This is a genomic window from Thalassotalea profundi, assembly GCF_014653195.1.
GTDB classification, from domain to species: Bacteria; Pseudomonadota; Gammaproteobacteria; order Enterobacterales; family Alteromonadaceae; genus Thalassotalea_B; species Thalassotalea_B profundi.
In genome coordinates, this window is sequence record NZ_BNAH01000003.1 from 47,226 (window position 1) to 64,432 (window position 17,207).

Below are 17,207 nucleotides of genomic sequence, written 5' to 3' on the forward strand. Positions count from 1 at the left end.
TAAAATATTAATAAATGCCTTACTATGACTCTTGTTATAAAGTTATATAACAAGAGTTTTATTTTTCTTGTAAGTTTTCATTATTCCATTGAAGCTGAGAGTTATATGACTCTTTAACAATCCACTCTCTAAATAACATGATAGATTGATTATCGTTAAAATTTTGTGGACAAACAAAGTAGTATGCTTCTTTTTTTAACATCATATAGTCATGAGCGATTATAAGTTTACCTTCTTTTATTAAAGGATCTGCTAATGGTCGGTACATTGGAATAATGCCTAACCCGTCAACCGCAGCTTGGGTTGCTACTGCAACATTATCCAAGACTATATCTCTTTTTGTCGTTTTTAATTGTGGAGCACTAGTATGTGACAGCCACTGCGACCACAAATCAGATAAATGATTGTAATGCAGCCAATTATAGTTCGCTAAATCATTTATATTACCGGTATCATGTGCTTTTTCCACCAAAGAGGGAGAGCAAACAGGTTGTACATAAATATCGAGTAGTTTATCACTTTGGCAATCAGGCCAATTACCTGTACCTAAGCGTATTGCTGCATCCATTTCTCCGCTTAAAAAGTCAACAGAGTCTTTACCTGTATCAAATGTATTAGTGAAGAATGAAAGTGTTAGATCTGGGTGAAGTTTCTCTAATTTACAAAGACGACTCATTAACCACGTTGAATTGAGTGTGGCTGAAATACCTAACTTGAGTTTTAGCTCTTTGCTATCATGCTGTAAAGCATTCGTTGCTACTTTTAAATCTGCAAAGATATTTGAGATCGCGTTTGCATAGGTTACGCCTTTTTGAGTTAGTTCTAAACTGACTTTATGACGTTCAAATAGTTTAAAGCCAAAATGCTCTTCCAAATTTTTGATTTGTCGACTAACCGCAGAGCGTGTGATAAATAATTCTTCCGCTGCTTTAGTAAAACTCAATAAGCGTGAAGCAACAAGAAAAACTCTAAGTGTGTTAAGAGGTGGTAAACGATTGGGCATAAAATTACCTACCAGTTATAAATTTAATCTATCTGAAATAGGCGTTAATCAATTAATGAAATGAAAGATAGATTACAAAATAATGACATATATTAACATTAATAAATCAAAAAGGTACTAATAGTTAAAAATATCTGTTCACAGAAACAACTTAATATAACTCATTAAAATTCTTTAATTTTAATTTCAATAAAAAGCTTTTTAATAAGAGGTAGAGGCAAAATATTTTTTCTAAGTAATAGGTAACTGTCCGACTAAGTGTAGCTATTTTTCGTAAACTGATTGTAAAAATGTCTCGTGTAGTTTTAACCTTTAAAATCATTGTTTCCCTCATTTTATTAAGGGGCTCTTAAATTTTTGCTAAACATAGCGAAATAAGTGGATACAATTAGTTTTTCTCTTTATCACGCATCTACGATGGTTCTGGTATATGCTTAATATATAATCAATTGTTGATTTTGGAGGAAATAATGAAAATAACTACGTTGTTTAGCCATTTATTTTTTCTTTGCTTAATTTTAAGCTCTTGTGCATCTGCACCAATTTTTAATGTCAAAAATGTTTCTAACATTCAGACATTGTATTTAGATGACTATTTTCCTGGTTATAGTTCAATCGACATAGAATCTGAAGACGATGTATTTAGTCTTGATGATGAAATGAAAGAAATGGTGCAGACACAACTTTTAGGTGAAAATGATCCTTATCAACGTTCAAAAAAATTATTAACGCATATTTTTTCTCGAGAACACTTAGATATTGCTTATCAAAATTCAGCTAATTTAACGGCAACACAAACGTATCATTCTCAAACGGCTAATTGTATGTCGTTAACAATTATGTCTTATGCCTTGGCAGAAGCCGCTGGGTTAAATGTAGTTTTTCAAGAGGTTAAAATACCAGAGTATTGGGTAAGGAATGGTCAATATAGTATGTTAACAGGTCATGTTAATTTATTAATTAAACGACCTTCTGATCATAGAGTAGCGTTTTTTTGGGAAAGAAGTCGAGGTTTGGAGATAGACTTCGATCCTTCCATATTAAAACGCTCTTTTCCTAAAGAAGATATTGATAAATCAACTGTTTTAGCGATGTTTTATACTAATAAGGGGGCACAAGCGATGGTTGATGAAGACTACCTTAAGGCTTATTCTTATTTTAAGAGAGCGACTTTAGCTGCACCAAAGTTTGCATCTAGTTGGAACAATTTAGCTATATTGTATCGAATGATTAATAATTATACGCTTGCTGAAAAGGTTTACCATTATACATTAACAATAGCGCCTGATAATTTAACAACAGTTAGTAATTTAGCTATGTTATTGGAAAAACAAGGGGCAATTGATAAAGCTAGGATGTTAGAAAAACAAATACATGAAAAACGATTGAAAAATCCATATTACCATGCGCTTCTAGGCGACGAGGCTCTATATAACGGTCAAATAAAACAGGCTAAAATTCACTTTAAAAATGCGATTAAAATCAATAATAATATTCACGAGTTTTATTATGGTTTAGCTAAAGTATATTATCAGTTGGATGAATATATTTTAGCAGAGGACACTTTGAAAAAAGCCATAAAGCTCAACAAATCAAGCACAACTGATATGCAATATGTTGCTAAACTTAATTTGATTAGATCGACAGAACTAAATGAGTAAACCATTATTGATATTAATGTGTTTTTTTATTGCTAGCTGTACATATAAAAAATCATTACAGTCAACACCTTTCATTATAGAAACAATTGATACTCAATATTTATTGACTGATTTTAAGGTATTATCATCAGATAAATTCCAAGGTAGAAAGTCAGGAACCTTGGGGAGTCAGCTTGCTCAACAATACTTAATCGAACAATTACAACAACACCAAATACTTCCATTTAGAGCCCATTATCAACATCAATTTTCAATTCCCAAAGAGTCAATAACTGGCACTAATATAGTAGCGATAAAAAAAGGTTATGAAGATACCGGAAAAATTATAGTTGTATCTGCTCATTATGATCATTTAGGGAAAAGTGGCCATAGCATTTTTAATGGTGCTGATGATAATGCTTCTGGTACCGCTGCCGTATTAACTATTGCTAAACATATTGTTAAAAACCCTTTAAAGCATGATGTTGTTTTTTTGTTTTCTGATGCAGAAGAACTTAACTTATTAGGCACTAAAGCTTTTTTAAACGATATTGGTTTGTTAAAAGAACGCATTATTATAAATATCAATTTAGATATGTTGGCTGGTAGTACTAGCGAACGGCAGTTATTTTTTATTCATAGAAACTTGGATAAACTATTAAACCCGATAAATAATGATGGTTTAACATTATTACAACGATCCCTACAACCAAGAGTAGTATCAAACTTTAGACGAGGAAAGGGAAGCCACATTAATAATAGAGTTAAATGGTCAAAAGCCAGTGATCATGCTGCGTTTAATGAATATGCCATTCCTTATATTTATTTTGGCGTGGGGACGCATAAAAATTATCATACCGTTGATGATGACTTTGAAAATGCTAATGTCACATTATTTGTTAAAAATGTTCAAAATATATACAAGCAACTTGTTTATATAGATAGATTTTCATATAAGTAAGATTAGGTTTAATGTCTAATTAAAAAAATCAGGGTATAATTGTTTAATCTTTTGAATTCGGATACAGACTTACTATGCAAAAAAAATTTATAACCGCACAAGAATTATTAGAAGATTCTTTTCGTCTTGCTGCTAAAGTATATGAAAGTGGCTTTCGCCCTGATTACATTATAGGCATTTGGCGTGGCGGTGCACCAATTGGTATTGCTGTACAGGAATACTTTGATTTTAAAAAAGTAGAAACTGATCATATAGCGGTACGTACCTCTTCTTATTACGGTATTAATAAGCAAAGTAAAGAAATTAAAGTTCATGGTCTTCATTATATTATTGAGAATGCTAATGCTGGCGATAGCTTGTTGATTGTTGATGATGTGTTTGATTCGGGTAGAAGTATAGATGCTTTAATTAAAAGATTAAAAAAACTGTCACGAAATAATATGCCAAATGATGTCAGAATAGCTTGTCCTTGGTTCAAACCTCAAAATAATAAGGTAGAGATTGTTCCTGATTATTTTATTCATGAATCTGATGAATGGTTAGTGTTTCCTCATGAAATATCAGGCTTATCTCATGAAGAAATAGCACAAGGAAAAGGCGACCTTGTCAACATTCTTGAGTTATTTAAGTAAATTGTAACTCATTACCATCAGTGTTAAGTAAATATTGATGGTAATGAGAAATTAAATTCAGCAACACTATGTTTTAGGAAGTATTAATGAAATATTTTGTGTTTATATTTTGTTTATTCGCTTTTCAATGTAAATCACAAACGACCACTATTTTAATTTCAATTGACGGCTTTGCTGCGCATTACTTGAAACAATATAAACCTAAGAATTTACTTGCTTTAGCGAACCAAGGAATAACAACAAAGGGTTTAATTCCTTCGTATCCAACTAAAACATTCCCTAATCATCTAACGTTAGTTACTGGTAAAGCACCATTTGAACACGGTATTGTACTTAATAAGTTTTATGATAAAGGAGCGGATGATTTTTACTCTTATGGAAGAGGTAAGAGTAAAAATCAATGGTTAAAATATCCACCTATTTGGACGTTACTCGAGCAAAATAGTGTACCTACAGCTATTTACTTTTGGCCTGAATCTGAAAAAAGTTATCAAAATATACTTCCAACGTATTATAAAAATTATGATGGCAAAGTGCCAAATGAAGAGCGCTTTGAACAAATGCTTGCTTGGTTAAAAATACGTGATGAAAACAAACCTAAATTGATTGTGAGTTATTTCTCTACTATTGATAGTGTAGGGCATCATTATGGTCGACAATCCCCAAAATTAGAGAAAGCGATACATCTACTAGATCAGCAAATTGGGGCGTTTGTTGATGATATACAAACATCGATTATAGAACCTGTAAATATTATTATTGTTTCAGACCATGGTATGGTAAAAACGGGTAAAGAAAATGCGCTATTAGAGTCAACTATTATTCCTAAGTGGGTCAATAATGAGTTTGTAGTTATTCAAAATGGCACTCAAATTTTTATGTACAATACAAATAATGATAAACAATTAATAAACCAAGCTTATCAATCATTATTATCAGCAAATGAAAAAAATAAAATTAAAAGATATGAAGTGTTTAATTCAAATACATATCCAGCTAATTGGAAAGTGACATTAGATAGTAGTTTTGTACCAGATATCATAATTTCAGCAATTCCTCCAACTACTTTTACTAGTGACTTTAATCAAGTACATGTAGAAACACATGGTTTTGAAACTAAATATAGTACGGATCTAAACGGTATATTTATCGCTACAGGTCCTGATTTTAATAAGAAAATCCAATTAGAACCTATGAGTAATATGGAAGTATTTCCAATATTAGCTAAAATATTTTCATTAAATCTTCCTGATAATGAGAAAAGTCGAATTGAAGCTCATCAAAAAATACTTAAAATAAAATAATAACCTCATTTATTTCGTTGTTATTAAGCTAAAGTCTATCTTTTTGCTGAATAAATGGTTATGTTTTACCTATCTCTGACTTAAATAAAAAATTTAGATAAGATGTATAATACTTATATTGCAAGGCAAGCTATTTTAGATAGGAACTCTAATACAATCGGTTACGAATTATTATTTAGAGATAGTCCTAAAAATCAATTCCCAGAAATAGACCCAGATGTCGCAAGCTCAAAATTAATTATTCAAAATCATCTTCAAGGTGATATTCAATCAGTATGTCTGGGTAAATTAGCATTTATTAATTTTACTGAAAAATGTTTGGTAAATAAGTACCCATTAATGTTTGATAAAAAATCAATTGTTATCGAGCTAGTTGGTCATTCAAAACCGACAGATAAGTTAATAAAAATTATTAGTTTTTATTACGAACAAGGCTATAAAATAGCATTAAGTGAATACAATCTTGATCCTGTATGGGACGTTCTTTTCCCTTATTTATCTATTATTAAAGTAAATATTGAAGAAATAAACCCTAAAAGAGTTTTGTCTGTTGTAAGCCGCATAAAGCCTTTCAATATTAAACTTGCCGCTGAAAAAGTTGAAACCAATTTTCAATTACAGGCATTGGCAGAAGTAGGATTTAACTATTATCAAGGTTATTTTTACCATGAACCTGAAATGGTCGAAGGTCAGACTCTTGCCCCAATGAAAACACAAATGCTGAATTTGATCAGTGAAACATTTAATGTGCCGTTAAACTATACAGCAATTGCTGATATTGTAAGTCATGATGTTAATTTAACTGTTGGTTTATTGAAAATGGTTAATAATGTTGCTACCAGTACTCGTGTAGAAATTACATCTTTAAAACAAGCTGCTGCATATTTAGGGGAAGAAAAGTTAAAACAGTTTGTAACTATTTTAGCGTTATCAAAATTAACTTCTGAAAAAACAGATGAACTTTCAAAACAAGCACTAATCACTGCACGTTTAATGTCAATGATCGCTAAGCAAGGGGCATTTAGTGATGTTAGTGATTATGCCTTTATTACTGGGCTTTTGAGTGCTATAGAAGTTATTTTGTGTATGCCAATCGCTGATATTGTTAAGACAATGCCGCTTGCTGATCCTATTGTTAAAGCGCTAGTTAGCCATGAAGGGTTACTAGGGGAGTTACTCGTATTAACTTCTAATTATATTGTTGGTGAAGGTGATAGCCTGACTAAATTAACAGAAATCTATGGGATAGATGCTAACTTTATTCATAGTGAGTTTGTCGCAGCTAGTCGCTGGTGTCAGGATTTAGGCATTTTTTAAAATTAGCTACATATTATATTTTTACTATAATGTTATAACCTTTATGCTTACGTCTTTTTAATCAACAATTAAGACGTAAGATTTATACTTATATTATTCAAGGATGAATATGAAATATTTACTTTTAGCCATACTGTTCAGTATTTGCTCTTTCAATACAATCGCACAAACTAAAGTCACTAAGAAAAGCTGCGCAAAAATAACCTCTAAAATTGAAAGCATTAATAAAAAAATGCGCAATAAATATAGTGTAAAACAAGGCGAATCCTACCGAGAAAAACTACGAAAGCTCTATAAAAAAGACACTCAATGCCGTAAGAAACGATTTAAAACTAAATGATGATATCGCTAGTAATACATAGCGGTTTTAGTTTATTTATTGATTTAGCACAACAGGAGATTATCAATAATTTAATAAAATAAGTTATAGGTAAGATGAATAGTGTGATGAGTCTTCCTATTTATCACATTAAGATATAGTAGTTTGGAGATGTACATGGCAAAGCAATTATATGTTGTTGGTGTAGATGGAAGTGAATGGAGTAAAAGGGCCGTTGAGCGGGCCATAAAATTAGCAGAGAAAACGGGGGCAGATGTCAGTCTAGTCTATATTTCTGAAGATTTTAATAGTAATCCTTTAGCAACTAGAGGCGTATTTCAAGATGGTATAAATCACCAAAAAGAAGAAAAAAACATTATTAAAAATATACTTGAGCCAATTATTAAAAGCACTTCATTACCAAGCGTTAACACACATAGCGTGGTCTTATGGGGGGAGCCTGTTGAAAAGCTTCATCAGTATGTTAAAGCGCAAAAAGCGACTATGATTTTTGTTGGACGACGTGGTCGCTCTCGCGTTGTCGATTTAATTTTAGGAAGTGTTGCTAATAAACTTGCGCACTACAGTAGTGTACCTATTGTCTTAGTTCCTTAAAAAGGTAAATGAATAAAATAGCAAAGTAGGTGAATCATTCGTGTCACCTTTTGTCTTTTTTAAAAAGAGATTTAGTATTTCAATTAAAACGCATGTTTTAATTATTCATGGAATTTATGCCGACTATCACTAATACTGTATTAGTCTTACTAGACTTAATCTATTAGCTTTAGTCTTAAATAAACTATTTTTCAACACGCCATTATAAGAGCTCCCAGTTCTATGTATTGTCGTAATAAAAGAGGCCGCTATTATGTATAAGCACATAAAAATACCTTCAAATGGTAAAGCTATTCAATTAGATAACGGAAAATTAATTGTTCCTAACAACCCTATAATTCCCTATATAGAAGGTGACGGAATAGGTATTGACGTTACTCCGACGATGATAACTGTAGTAAATGCTGCCGTTGAAAAAGCATATAAACAAGAGCGTAATATTAAATGGATGGAGGTTTTTGCAGGAGAAAAAGCTACACAAATTTATGACAGTGAGACTTGGCTTCCGGATGAAACTTTAACAGCATTTAAAGAATACAAAGTAGGCATTAAAGGGCCATTAACGACTCCTGTTGGAGGAGGAATGCGCTCTTTAAATGTTGCTTTACGACAAGTACTTGATCTATTTGTTTGCCAGCGTCCAGTACAATGGTTTACTGGCGTACCGAGCCCTGTTAAAAAACCACAAGAAGTTGATATGGTGATATTTAGAGAAAACTCTGAAGATATATACGCTGGTATTGAGTACAAAGCAGGATCTGAACAAGCGGATAAATTGATAGAGTTTTTGATCACTGAAATGGGGGTTAATAATATTCGATTTAAAGAAAATTGTGGTATAGGTATCAAGCCTGTTTCAAAGGAAGGTACACAGCGTTTAGTTAAAAAAGCTATTCAATATGCAATTGATAATGATAGAAGTTCAGTGACTTTGGTTCATAAAGGCAACATCATGAAATTTACCGAAGGGGCTTTTAAAGAGTGGGGGTATGAGATTGCCAAAGAAGAATTTGGTGCTGTTACTCTGGACAGTGGTCCTTGGTGTAAAATAACAAATCCTAAAACGGGTAAAGATATTATTATCAAAGATGTTATTGCTGACGCTATGTTACAACAGGTATTGCTTCGTCCTGCGGAGTATAGTGTTATTGCAACATTGAACCTTAATGGTGATTATTTATCGGATGCATTAGCAGCGCAAGTCGGGGGAATAGGAATTGCACCAGGGGCAAACATTAGCGAAGAAATTGCAATTTTTGAAGCAACTCATGGAACTGCACCAAAATATGCTGGCTTAAATAAAGTTAATCCCGGCTCTGTAATATTATCAGCTGAAATGATGCTACGTCATATGGGGTGGTATGAAGCAGCGGATTTATTATTAAAAGGTATGTCTGGGGCAATTAAAGCAAAAACAGTTACTTATGACTTTGAACGCTTGATGGAAGGTGCTACTTTAGTCACTTGTTCTGAGTTTGGTGATTGTATTATTGAACATATGTAAGATTTTTAAAGAATAAGAAATAAAAAACACAGCAATTGCTGTGTTTTTTTCATGGTTATTTGTTTATGAATATTTATTTTTAAACGAATTATTATTTGCAAATAAACTATTCTTAATCATCTATATCAGAAGGTGTTATACTTGCCGCATGGTGTCCTTTAGGACCTGCGTTTAATTCGTAATTAACATCTTGTCCGGCTTTTAATGTGCGATAGCCATCCATTTGAATGGTAGAATAATGAGCAAAGATATCTTCACCACCATCTTCAGGACAAATAAAACCAAAACCTTTTGCATTATTAAACCACTTCACTGTACCGTGAGCCATACTTCAACTTCCTTCTCTATTTCTCGGTATTTAGGTATGCTTCCCCAAAAAGCATTAAACTATTTTTTGGTAGTTAAATTTAGTGTTTAAAATTTAGTCACCAATCTAAATCGTAGATAAATATTTGAAATAGTCAAGTATAATCACCATATTTTTAATAAATTAATAAAAATATATTTAAAATTTAATGAAGCAAAATTATCAGGTAAATACTAATATATAATTATGAGTAAATGGAAAGAACTGGTCGATAATCAAGTAACTCTTGATGAAGAGACGATTGAAAAATATCAAAAGCCCCCAATGTATATTGTTATGTTACTTAATGATGATTATACACCAATGGATTTTGTCATTGAGGTTTTACGTAAATTTTTTGGTATGAGTGAAGAACAAGCAACAGATGTTATGCTAGACATTCATTATAAAGGTAAAGCTCGTTGTGGCACATATACTGCAGAAGTTGCAGAAACAAAAGTTAGTCAAGTTAGTAATTTCGCCCTAGAGAATCAGCACCCGTTAAAGTGTATGATGGAAAAAGCGTAATTTCAAAAGGTTTATAGTTGGAGTAGCCTATGTTGAACAAAGATTTAGAAGTTTCACTTAATATGGCATTTCGTCAGGCTAAAGAGTCACGTCATGAGTTTATGACTGTAGAGCACTTATTACTTGCTTTACTCGATAACCCATCATCTATTGATGCGCTGAAAGCATGTGGCGCTGATATGGCTAAAATTAGAAAAGAATTACTTGGTTTTATAAGTGAAACAACGCCTGTTATACCTGAAGGTGAAGCAGAAAGAGAAACACAACCGACATTAGGTTTTCAAAGGGTATTACAGCGCGCTGTATTTCATGTTCAATCATCCGGCAAAAATGAAGTCAATGGTGCTAATGTCTTAGTGGCTATCTTTAGTGAGCAAGAATCACAGGCTGCCTACTTTTTGAAAAAATCAGATATCAGTCGATTGGATATAGTTAATTATATTTCTCATGGCATTGCTAAAATTGAACGTCAAGACGGCGCAACACATGACGATGTTTCACCACAAGTAGAAGAGGAACCTCGTACAGTTGAAAATTTTGCCACTAATCTTAATGAAGAGGCAATAAAAGGCAAAATTGATCCGCTTATCGGCCGAGATGAGGAATTAGAAAGAACATTACAAGTGCTGAGCCGTCGCAGAAAAAATAATCCACTATTTGTAGGGGAAGCTGGTGTAGGTAAAACTGCAATAGCAGAAGGGTTAGCAAATTTAATTATCTCTGATAAAGTCCCTGAGTTTTTAGCTGATACGACTATATATTCGTTAGATATGGGAGCCTTACTTGCAGGTACCAAATATCGCGGTGATTTTGAGAAACGCTTTAAGGCGTTATTAAAAGAGCTAGAGGAAGAAGGGAATGCTATTTTATTTATTGATGAGATTCATACCATCATTGGGGCAGGTGCAGCCTCTGGCGGGATGATGGATGCATCTAATTTAATTAAGCCGTTATTATCATCAGGTAAACTTCGTTGCCTTGGTTCGACTACATATCAAGAATATCAAAGTATTTTTGAAAAAGACCGAGCATTAGCGCGTCGTTTTCAAAAGATAGATATTGTTGAACCTAGTGTTGACGATACCACTAAAATCTTAATTGGTTTGAAAGACAAATACGAATTACATCATGGTATTCGTTACACGAATAAAGCATTACGAGCTGCGGCTCAACTATCAGCTAAATATATTAATGAGAGATTTTTACCTGATAAAGCCATTGATGTGATAGACGAAGCAGGTGCTAAACAACAGCTTGTTGCTGCTTCTAAACGTAAAAAGGTGATAAACAATACAGATATAGAAACTATTGTTGCTAAAATGGCACGTATACCAGAAAAATCCGTATCAAGTTCTGAAATAGATAGTTTAAAAACCTTAGATCGTAATTTGAAATTAGTTGTTTTTGGACAGGATGAAGCAATCGACGAACTTTCTTCGGTAATCCGTTTATCACGAGCTGGATTAGGAAATGAACAAAAACCGATTGGCTCGTTTTTATTTGCAGGCCCAACTGGGGTAGGTAAAACAGAATTGACTCAACAATTGGCTAAATTGTTAGGGGTAGAATTACTTCGTTTTGATATGTCTGAATACATGGAAAAGCATGCGGTTAGTCGATTAATTGGTGCTCCTCCTGGATACGTAGGCTATGAACAAGGAGGCCTGTTAACCGATGCTGTCATTAAACAACCTCATGCAGTTGTGTTATTAGATGAAATAGAAAAAGCACATCCTGATGTATATAACATCTTATTACAGGTTATGGACCATGGCACATTAACTGATAATAATGGACGTAAGGCTGATTTTAGGAATATTACTTTAGTGTTAACTACCAATGCGGGCGTTACTGAAACCGTTAGACAATCTATTGGTTTTAAACAACAAGATCATAGTAGTGATGCAATGGATGAAATTAATAAGGTTTTTTCTCCAGAGTTTCGTAATCGCCTAGATAACATTGTTTGGTTTAATCATTTAAGTAATGAAGTCATTCATCAAGTCGTTGATAAGTTTATCGTTGAATTGCAAGTTCTTCTTGATGAGAAAGGTGTATCTTTAGAATTATCAAAAGATGCTAAGAAGTGGTTAGCCACTAATGGCTATGATAAAGCTATGGGCGCTCGCCCAATGGCTAGACTTATTCAAGAACAATTGAAAAAACCTTTAGCCAATGAATTGCTCTTTGGTGATTTGAAAAACGGTGGCGTAGCAAAAATATCAGTTAAAAAGGATAAACTTGTTTTAACATGTGAAAATAAAAAGGAATTAGTAGAACACTAACATTATAATGTTCTATAAATATAAAAACCTGCTTAATAGCAGGTTTTTATTTTAGGTTAATTTTTTATCTAGCACGGAAAATAATACGGCCTTTGGATAAATCATACGGTGTTAATTCAACCGTCACTTTATCGCCGGTTAATATACGAATGTAGTTTTTTCGCATTTTACCTGAAATATGAGCAGTAACAACGTGTCCATTTTCTAATTCAACACGAAACATAGTATTTGGTAAGGTATCTAAAACCGTACCTTGCATTTCAATATTTTCTTCTTTCGCCATTGGGCGTTATACCTCTATAAGTGTGCATAAATAAAAACTGCGCAGATCATGCCCAAATGTTCGGCTAAAGTAAAGTAATCAGGCTATTTATTTATTGTTTGCCAACAATTATCTTGCAAAATTTGGTGAGGATAATACCGATCTTTATAGTTCATCTTTTTACATTCTTTAATTTGATAGCCTAAATACAAATATTTTTTGCCTAGTTCACGGCTAATTGTAATTTGGGTCAGAATTGCAAAAACACCAAGACTTGATGATGAAAACTCAGGGTGATAAAAGGTATAAACAGCGGAAAGTGAATCAAGTAAAACATCGGTTACTGCAACAGCAACTAATTGTTCTTCATAGTATATTTCTATAAATAATTGTTCGGTTAGGTCACTTGATAAGAAGCTTTTAAACTGTTGATAATTAGCGGGGTACATGCTGCCATCATTATGCAATTGATTAATATATTGCTCAAATAACGGATAATAATCATCATGTAGCTTGTTAGAAAGCCTAGTTGATAATAATTTATTTTTCTTTAATACACGCTTTTGACTTTTAGACGCTACAAAATCATTAACCAACACTCTTAATGACATACACGCTTGGCAACTTAAACAATGAGGTCTATATATTTGGTCACCACTACGGCGAAAACCTTGTGTCATTAACCAAGAATACTTTTCACTGTTTTGCAGCAAAGGATCTGTAGCAACAAGTAAACGTTCTTGTTGTTCAGGTAAATAATTGCAAGGAAAGCTTTGAGTTATACCTAATTCATAATTTTTTTCTGTCATGTGAACGTTTTAGCTTGTTTAACCTTCTTAAAGTAATTAGATGTTATAGCCAAGTTCATCAATGTTTAAATGTCTAGGCTGCCATAAATGCTTATGAACTTCACTTGAAATGGCATTGTCTTTCATAGAGATAAAAGTTGTTCTGGGTATTTCTATACAACCCATTGAATTAAGAAAAGGGTTTTCAATTTGGCAATCTATAAACTTAATACCATTAGATTTTAGCAATTGATTCAATGAAAACAAGGCTAATTTTGAAGCATTGTCTTTTATATAAAACATTGATTCACCGGAAAAATAGCCATTAATTGCAATACCATACAAGCCGCCGACTAGCGTATTATCAGACCAAATTTCAATCGATTGAGCATAGCCTGCATTATGCAAATTAATATAAGCTTGCTTCATTTCTTTACTAATCCATGTACCTTCTTTTCTAAATGGGGCGGCAGCACAATTATTAATAACTTGTTCAAATTCACAATTAATTGAAACAGAAAAAGCAGTTTTTTTTAAAAACTTCCTGGTTGATTTATTAATAATAAACTGATCAGTTGGAATGATTGCTCGAGGCGTTGGGCACCACCACAAAATAGGTTGCGTTTCATTGTACCAAGGGAAAATACCGAGAGAATATGCTTTGATGAGTCTCTTAAGGGATAAATCCCCTCCGATAGCCAGTAATCCGTTGGGTTCGGATAACGCACTATGATGAGAGGGGAATTCCAGACTTTCCTGTTGTAACCATTGGACAGTCTGTGTCATAAAATATTAAGACTTTTTGGCGTCTAAATAACGCTCAGCATCTAATGCTGCCATGCAACCAGCACCAGCAGAGGTAATCGCTTGACGATAAATATGATCTGCAACATCACCTGCGGCAAAAACACCTTCAACACTTGTTTGTGTCGCATTACCATTAGTACCACTTTGAATAGTTAAATAACCATCTTTCATATCAAGTTGATCTTTAAATATGTCAGTATTAGGTTTATGGCCGATTGCGATAAATACACCGCTAACGTCAAGCTCTTCTGTAGCATCAGAGTTGGTTTCTTTTAAACGTAAGCCTGTTACTCCCATATTGTCGCCAAGTACTTCATCTAATGTACGATCTAAATGCAGAATAATATTACCATTAGCAACTTTATCCATGAGTCTATCCGTTAATATTTTTTCACTACGGAAAGTATCACGACGATGAATTAAATGTACTTCAGAAGCAATATTTGATAAATAAAGCGCTTCTTCAACAGCAGTATTGCCACCACCGACAACAGCTACTTTTTGGTTGCGATAGAAAAACCCATCACACGTTGCGCAGGCTGAAACACCTTTACCCATGAAAGCTTCTTCGGAAGGTAAGCCAATATATTGTGCTGATGCTCCTGTACAAATAATTAATGCATCACAGGTGTATTCACTACTACCATTTAGTTTGAATGGGCGTTGTGAGAAATCAACAGATTCAATATGATCAAAAATTATTTCTGTATCAAATTTTTCAGCATGCTTTTGCATGCGTTCCATTAAAGCGGGACCCGTAAGATCATCTGCATCGCCAGGCCAGTTTTCAACTTCAGTGGTAGTAGTCAACTGACCACCTTGTTGCATGCCTGTGATCATTACAGGTGATAAGTTTGCGCGGGCTGCGTATACAGCTGCTGTATAACCAGCAGGGCCTGAGCCCAAAATGAGTAACGGGCAATGTCTTGCTTCGCTCATGAATTACTCCAAAGTAAGAAAATGATAATGTATATATCTACTTGATTGGGATTCTAAGCAATAAACTCAAGAGGGTAAAATAACTTTTAATTAAAAAGATCAATGAAATGTTTATTTTGCACAAATATTTTTACGGGAAAATATAAAATAAGCTTAATAGTCCATAAAAAAAGCCGTTGTCACTGACAACGGCTTTAAGCAATATATTAAGGAATTACAAAGTTGCTACTGCAGCAGATGGTTCAATATATTCGTAACCTAAAACATCAGCTACTGGCTTATAGGTAATTTTACCACCTAAAACATTTAAACCATTGAGTAAATGCACATCATCAAGCATTGCTTGTTTAGCCCCTTTATTTGCAAGTGTTACAGCAAAAGGCATTGTAGCGTTAGTCAATGCAAGTGTTGAAGTTCTTGCAACACCACCTGGCATGTTGGCAACACAATAGTGCACTACATCATCAACTACATACGTAGGATCTTGGTGTGTTGTTGCTTTAGATGTTTCAAAACAACCGCCTTGATCTATAGCAACATCAACAATAACAGAACCTTTCTTCATCATCTTGATATGTTCTTTGGTTACTAACTTTGGTGCTGCTGCACCAGGAATTAGTACCGCACCAATGACAAGGTCTGCATCTACAATTAACTGGTCCATTGCATCGGCCGTTGAATAAACTGTTTTTAAACGCCCATCAAACTCAGTGTCTAATTGACGTAAACGCGGTAATGAACGATCTAGAATAGTAACATCAGCACCCATGCCAACTGCCATTCTAGCGGCTTGAGTTCCAACAACGCCACCACCAACGATTAATACCTTCGCTGGAGCAACACCAGGCACACCACCTAATAATGCGCCTAGGCCACCTTGTGCTTTTTCTAAAGCGTGTGCTCCTGCTTGTATCGACATACGTCCGGCAACTTCAGACATAGGCGCTAATAATGGCAAACCACCTGTAGCACTAGTGACTGTCTCGTAAGCGATACATGTTGCACCAGAAGCAACCAATAATTCTGTTTGCTTAGGATCAGGAGCCAAATGTAAGTATGTGAACAATACTTGACCTGGGCGAAGCATTTTACATTCATTTGGTTGAGGCTCTTTTACTTTGATGATCATGTCTGCAGTTGCAAAAATTTCTGCAGCCGTATCAATAATTTTAGCTCCAGCTGCGATATATTGTTCATTATCAAAGCCAATAGCTGCACCGCCATTATTTTCAACAATAACTTCATGGCCATTAACAATTAATTCTTTAACACCTGCAGGGGTTAAGCCTATGCGATATTCGTGGTTTTTAATTTCTTTAGGTACACCAATAATCATAAATAATCTCTATTAATTTGTTGTTGTAATATTTGCGGCTAGTATAATTAAATTTTTACGGATTAACCTATCGTATATTGTAAATTTACGATATATTATTCTGCATAACCCTATTTATTCGGTATTTTATAAAGTGAGTAGTCATTCTAATAAAAAGTTAGATCGGATCGATCGTAATATTTTAGTAGAACTGCAAAAAAATGCGAAGCTTTCTAATGTTCAGTTATCTAAAAAAGTAGGGCTTAGTCCGACACCTTGTTTAGAGCGTGTAAAAAGACTCGAGCATGACAAGTATATCTTAGGTTACCAAGCTATTTTAAACCCAGAGCTGCTTGATGCGGCGCTATTAGTTATAGTAGAAATAACATTAACTAAAACCAGCCCTGACGTGTTTGATGATTTTTCAAAGGCGGTACACGATCTTGAAGTGATTCAAGAATGCCATTTAGTTTCAGGCGATTTTGATTTTTTATTAAAAACTAGAGTAGCTGACATGGCCGCTTATCGAAATTTACTTGGTGATACACTTTTACGACTACCTGCAGTGAGTGAAAGTAGAACGTATGTTGTCATGGAAGAAGTAAAATCGTTAAATATATTACCAATTAAACGTTAAAGCAT

Annotated in this window: 18 protein-coding genes; 11 read left to right on the forward strand and 7 right to left on the reverse strand. The window is 33.7% G+C overall.

Annotation, left to right across the window (positions count from 1 at the left end):
- Positions 1-58: 58 nt before the first annotated feature.
- The gene (locus IE155_RS04220) at positions 59-1,003 is read right to left on the reverse strand and encodes a LysR substrate-binding domain-containing protein (RefSeq protein ID WP_189376862.1); all 945 of its coding nucleotides are present in this window, start codon (positions 1,001-1,003) and stop codon (positions 59-61) included.
- Positions 1,004-1,473: 470 nt separating this feature from the next.
- On the opposite strand from IE155_RS04220, the gene IE155_RS04225 reads away from it, so the two are divergent.
- The 8 genes from IE155_RS04225 to icd all read left to right on the forward strand — a co-directional run bounded on the left by IE155_RS04225 (position 1,474) and on the right by icd (position 9,295).
- A complete protein-coding gene (locus IE155_RS04225) occupies positions 1,474-2,664 on the forward strand; it encodes a tetratricopeptide repeat protein (RefSeq protein WP_189376863.1) in 1,191 nt (396 codons plus the stop codon).
- The gene (locus tag IE155_RS04230; protein ID WP_189376864.1) at positions 2,657-3,604 is read left to right on the forward strand and encodes a M28 family peptidase; all 948 of its coding nucleotides are present in this window, start codon (positions 2,657-2,659) and stop codon (positions 3,602-3,604) included. The genes IE155_RS04225 and IE155_RS04230 overlap by 8 nt, the downstream gene beginning before the upstream one ends.
- Positions 3,605-3,678: 74 nt before the next feature.
- Positions 3,679-4,236: a phosphoribosyltransferase gene (locus IE155_RS04235; RefSeq protein WP_189376865.1), complete on the forward strand. Its 558-nt coding sequence runs from the start codon at positions 3,679-3,681 to the stop codon at positions 4,234-4,236.
- An 86-nt stretch (positions 4,237-4,322) separates the two neighbouring features.
- Positions 4,323-5,540 (forward strand): alkaline phosphatase family protein, encoded by a 1,218-nt coding sequence (locus IE155_RS04240; RefSeq protein ID WP_189376866.1) that lies wholly within the window; start codon positions 4,323-4,325, stop codon positions 5,538-5,540.
- Positions 5,541-5,642: 102 nt separating this feature from the next.
- On the forward strand, positions 5,643-6,857 hold the full coding sequence (locus IE155_RS04245; protein ID WP_189376867.1) for an EAL and HDOD domain-containing protein: 1,215 nt from the start codon (positions 5,643-5,645) through the stop codon (positions 6,855-6,857).
- Between the two features lie 109 nt (positions 6,858-6,966).
- Positions 6,967-7,197, forward strand: a complete 231-nt coding sequence (locus tag IE155_RS04250) for a hypothetical protein (RefSeq protein WP_189376868.1) — start codon at positions 6,967-6,969, stop codon at positions 7,195-7,197.
- Positions 7,198-7,353: 156 nt separating this feature from the next.
- Positions 7,354-7,791, forward strand: a complete 438-nt coding sequence (locus IE155_RS04255) for a universal stress protein (RefSeq protein ID WP_189376869.1) — start codon at positions 7,354-7,356, stop codon at positions 7,789-7,791.
- Positions 7,792-8,044: 253 nt separating this feature from the next.
- A complete protein-coding gene (icd, locus tag IE155_RS04260) occupies positions 8,045-9,295 on the forward strand; it encodes an NADP-dependent isocitrate dehydrogenase (protein WP_229817025.1) in 1,251 nt (416 codons plus the stop codon).
- A 112-nt stretch (positions 9,296-9,407) separates the two neighbouring features.
- Here the strand turns inward: icd and cspD are convergent, their stop codons facing one another.
- Positions 9,408-9,623, reverse strand: a complete 216-nt coding sequence (cspD, locus tag IE155_RS04265) for a cold shock domain-containing protein CspD (RefSeq protein WP_189376870.1) — start codon at positions 9,621-9,623, stop codon at positions 9,408-9,410.
- A 225-nt stretch (positions 9,624-9,848) separates the two neighbouring features.
- Between cspD and clpS the strand changes: the two genes are divergently transcribed.
- Together clpS and clpA are read left to right on the forward strand one after the other, a co-directional pair.
- Positions 9,849-10,169 (forward strand): ATP-dependent Clp protease adapter ClpS, encoded by a 321-nt coding sequence (gene clpS / locus IE155_RS04270; RefSeq protein ID WP_189376871.1) that lies wholly within the window; start codon positions 9,849-9,851, stop codon positions 10,167-10,169.
- A 29-nt stretch (positions 10,170-10,198) separates the two neighbouring features.
- Positions 10,199-12,454, forward strand: coding sequence for an ATP-dependent Clp protease ATP-binding subunit ClpA (gene clpA / locus IE155_RS04275; protein ID WP_189376872.1), 2,256 nt, complete (start codon positions 10,199-10,201; stop codon positions 12,452-12,454).
- Between the two features lie 64 nt (positions 12,455-12,518).
- Here clpA and infA read toward each other — a convergent pair whose 3' ends face one another.
- The 5 genes from infA to ald all read right to left on the reverse strand — a co-directional run bounded on the left by infA (position 12,519) and on the right by ald (position 16,586).
- Positions 12,519-12,737 (reverse strand): translation initiation factor IF-1, encoded by a 219-nt coding sequence (infA, locus tag IE155_RS04280; RefSeq protein ID WP_011043571.1) that lies wholly within the window; start codon positions 12,735-12,737, stop codon positions 12,519-12,521.
- An 83-nt stretch (positions 12,738-12,820) separates the two neighbouring features.
- Positions 12,821-13,525, reverse strand: coding sequence for an arginyltransferase (locus IE155_RS04285; protein ID WP_189376873.1), 705 nt, complete (start codon positions 13,523-13,525; stop codon positions 12,821-12,823).
- 36 nt (positions 13,526-13,561) lie between these two features.
- Positions 13,562-14,290, reverse strand: a complete 729-nt coding sequence (gene aat, locus IE155_RS04290; protein WP_189376874.1) for a leucyl/phenylalanyl-tRNA--protein transferase — start codon at positions 14,288-14,290, stop codon at positions 13,562-13,564.
- 6 nt (positions 14,291-14,296) lie between these two features.
- A complete protein-coding gene (trxB, locus tag IE155_RS04295) occupies positions 14,297-15,250 on the reverse strand; it encodes a thioredoxin-disulfide reductase (RefSeq protein ID WP_189376875.1) in 954 nt (317 codons plus the stop codon).
- 214 nt (positions 15,251-15,464) lie between these two features.
- Complete coding sequence (gene ald, locus IE155_RS04300; RefSeq protein WP_189376876.1) at positions 15,465-16,586, reverse strand: alanine dehydrogenase; 1,122 nt, start codon at positions 16,584-16,586, stop codon at positions 15,465-15,467.
- A 133-nt stretch (positions 16,587-16,719) separates the two neighbouring features.
- Between ald and lrp the strand changes: the two genes are divergently transcribed.
- Positions 16,720-17,202 carry a leucine-responsive transcriptional regulator Lrp gene (lrp, locus tag IE155_RS04305; RefSeq protein WP_189376877.1) on the forward strand — a complete coding sequence of 161 codons (483 nt, stop codon included), beginning with the start codon at positions 16,720-16,722 and terminating at the stop codon, positions 17,200-17,202.
- The last annotated feature ends 5 nt before the right edge of the window (positions 17,203-17,207 follow it).

Excerpts from the sequence above, each read along its gene's own strand:
- IE155_RS04230 (WP_189376864.1), top strand. The coding sequence starts at position 2,657 with ATGAGTAAACCATTATTGATATTAATGTGTTTTTTTATTGCTAGCTGT.
- IE155_RS04255 (WP_189376869.1), top strand. The coding sequence starts at position 7,354 with ATGGCAAAGCAATTATATGTTGTTGGTGTAGATGGAAGTGAATGGAGT.
- cspD (WP_189376870.1), bottom strand. The coding sequence starts at position 9,623 with ATGGCTCACGGTACAGTGAAGTGGTTTAATAATGCAAAAGGTTTTGGT.
- aat (WP_189376874.1), bottom strand. The coding sequence starts at position 14,290 with ATGACACAGACTGTCCAATGGTTACAACAGGAAAGTCTGGAATTCCCC.
- clpA (WP_189376872.1), top strand. The coding sequence starts at position 10,199 with ATGTTGAACAAAGATTTAGAAGTTTCACTTAATATGGCATTTCGTCAG.
- clpS (WP_189376871.1), top strand. The coding sequence starts at position 9,849 with ATGAGTAAATGGAAAGAACTGGTCGATAATCAAGTAACTCTTGATGAA.
- icd (WP_229817025.1), top strand. The coding sequence starts at position 8,045 with ATGTATAAGCACATAAAAATACCTTCAAATGGTAAAGCTATTCAATTA.
- IE155_RS04225 (WP_189376863.1), top strand. The coding sequence starts at position 1,474 with ATGAAAATAACTACGTTGTTTAGCCATTTATTTTTTCTTTGCTTAATT.
- IE155_RS04240 (WP_189376866.1), top strand. The coding sequence starts at position 4,323 with ATGAAATATTTTGTGTTTATATTTTGTTTATTCGCTTTTCAATGTAAA.
- infA (WP_011043571.1), bottom strand. The coding sequence starts at position 12,737 with ATGGCGAAAGAAGAAAATATTGAAATGCAAGGTACGGTTTTAGATACC.
- IE155_RS04235 (WP_189376865.1), top strand. The coding sequence starts at position 3,679 with ATGCAAAAAAAATTTATAACCGCACAAGAATTATTAGAAGATTCTTTT.
- ald (WP_189376876.1), bottom strand. The coding sequence starts at position 16,586 with ATGATTATTGGTGTACCTAAAGAAATTAAAAACCACGAATATCGCATA.
- IE155_RS04285 (WP_189376873.1), bottom strand. The coding sequence starts at position 13,525 with ATGACAGAAAAAAATTATGAATTAGGTATAACTCAAAGCTTTCCTTGC.
- IE155_RS04245 (WP_189376867.1), top strand. The coding sequence starts at position 5,643 with ATGTATAATACTTATATTGCAAGGCAAGCTATTTTAGATAGGAACTCT.
- IE155_RS04220 (WP_189376862.1), bottom strand. The coding sequence starts at position 1,003 with ATGCCCAATCGTTTACCACCTCTTAACACACTTAGAGTTTTTCTTGTT.
- trxB (WP_189376875.1), bottom strand. The coding sequence starts at position 15,250 with ATGAGCGAAGCAAGACATTGCCCGTTACTCATTTTGGGCTCAGGCCCT.
- IE155_RS04250 (WP_189376868.1), top strand. The coding sequence starts at position 6,967 with ATGAAATATTTACTTTTAGCCATACTGTTCAGTATTTGCTCTTTCAAT.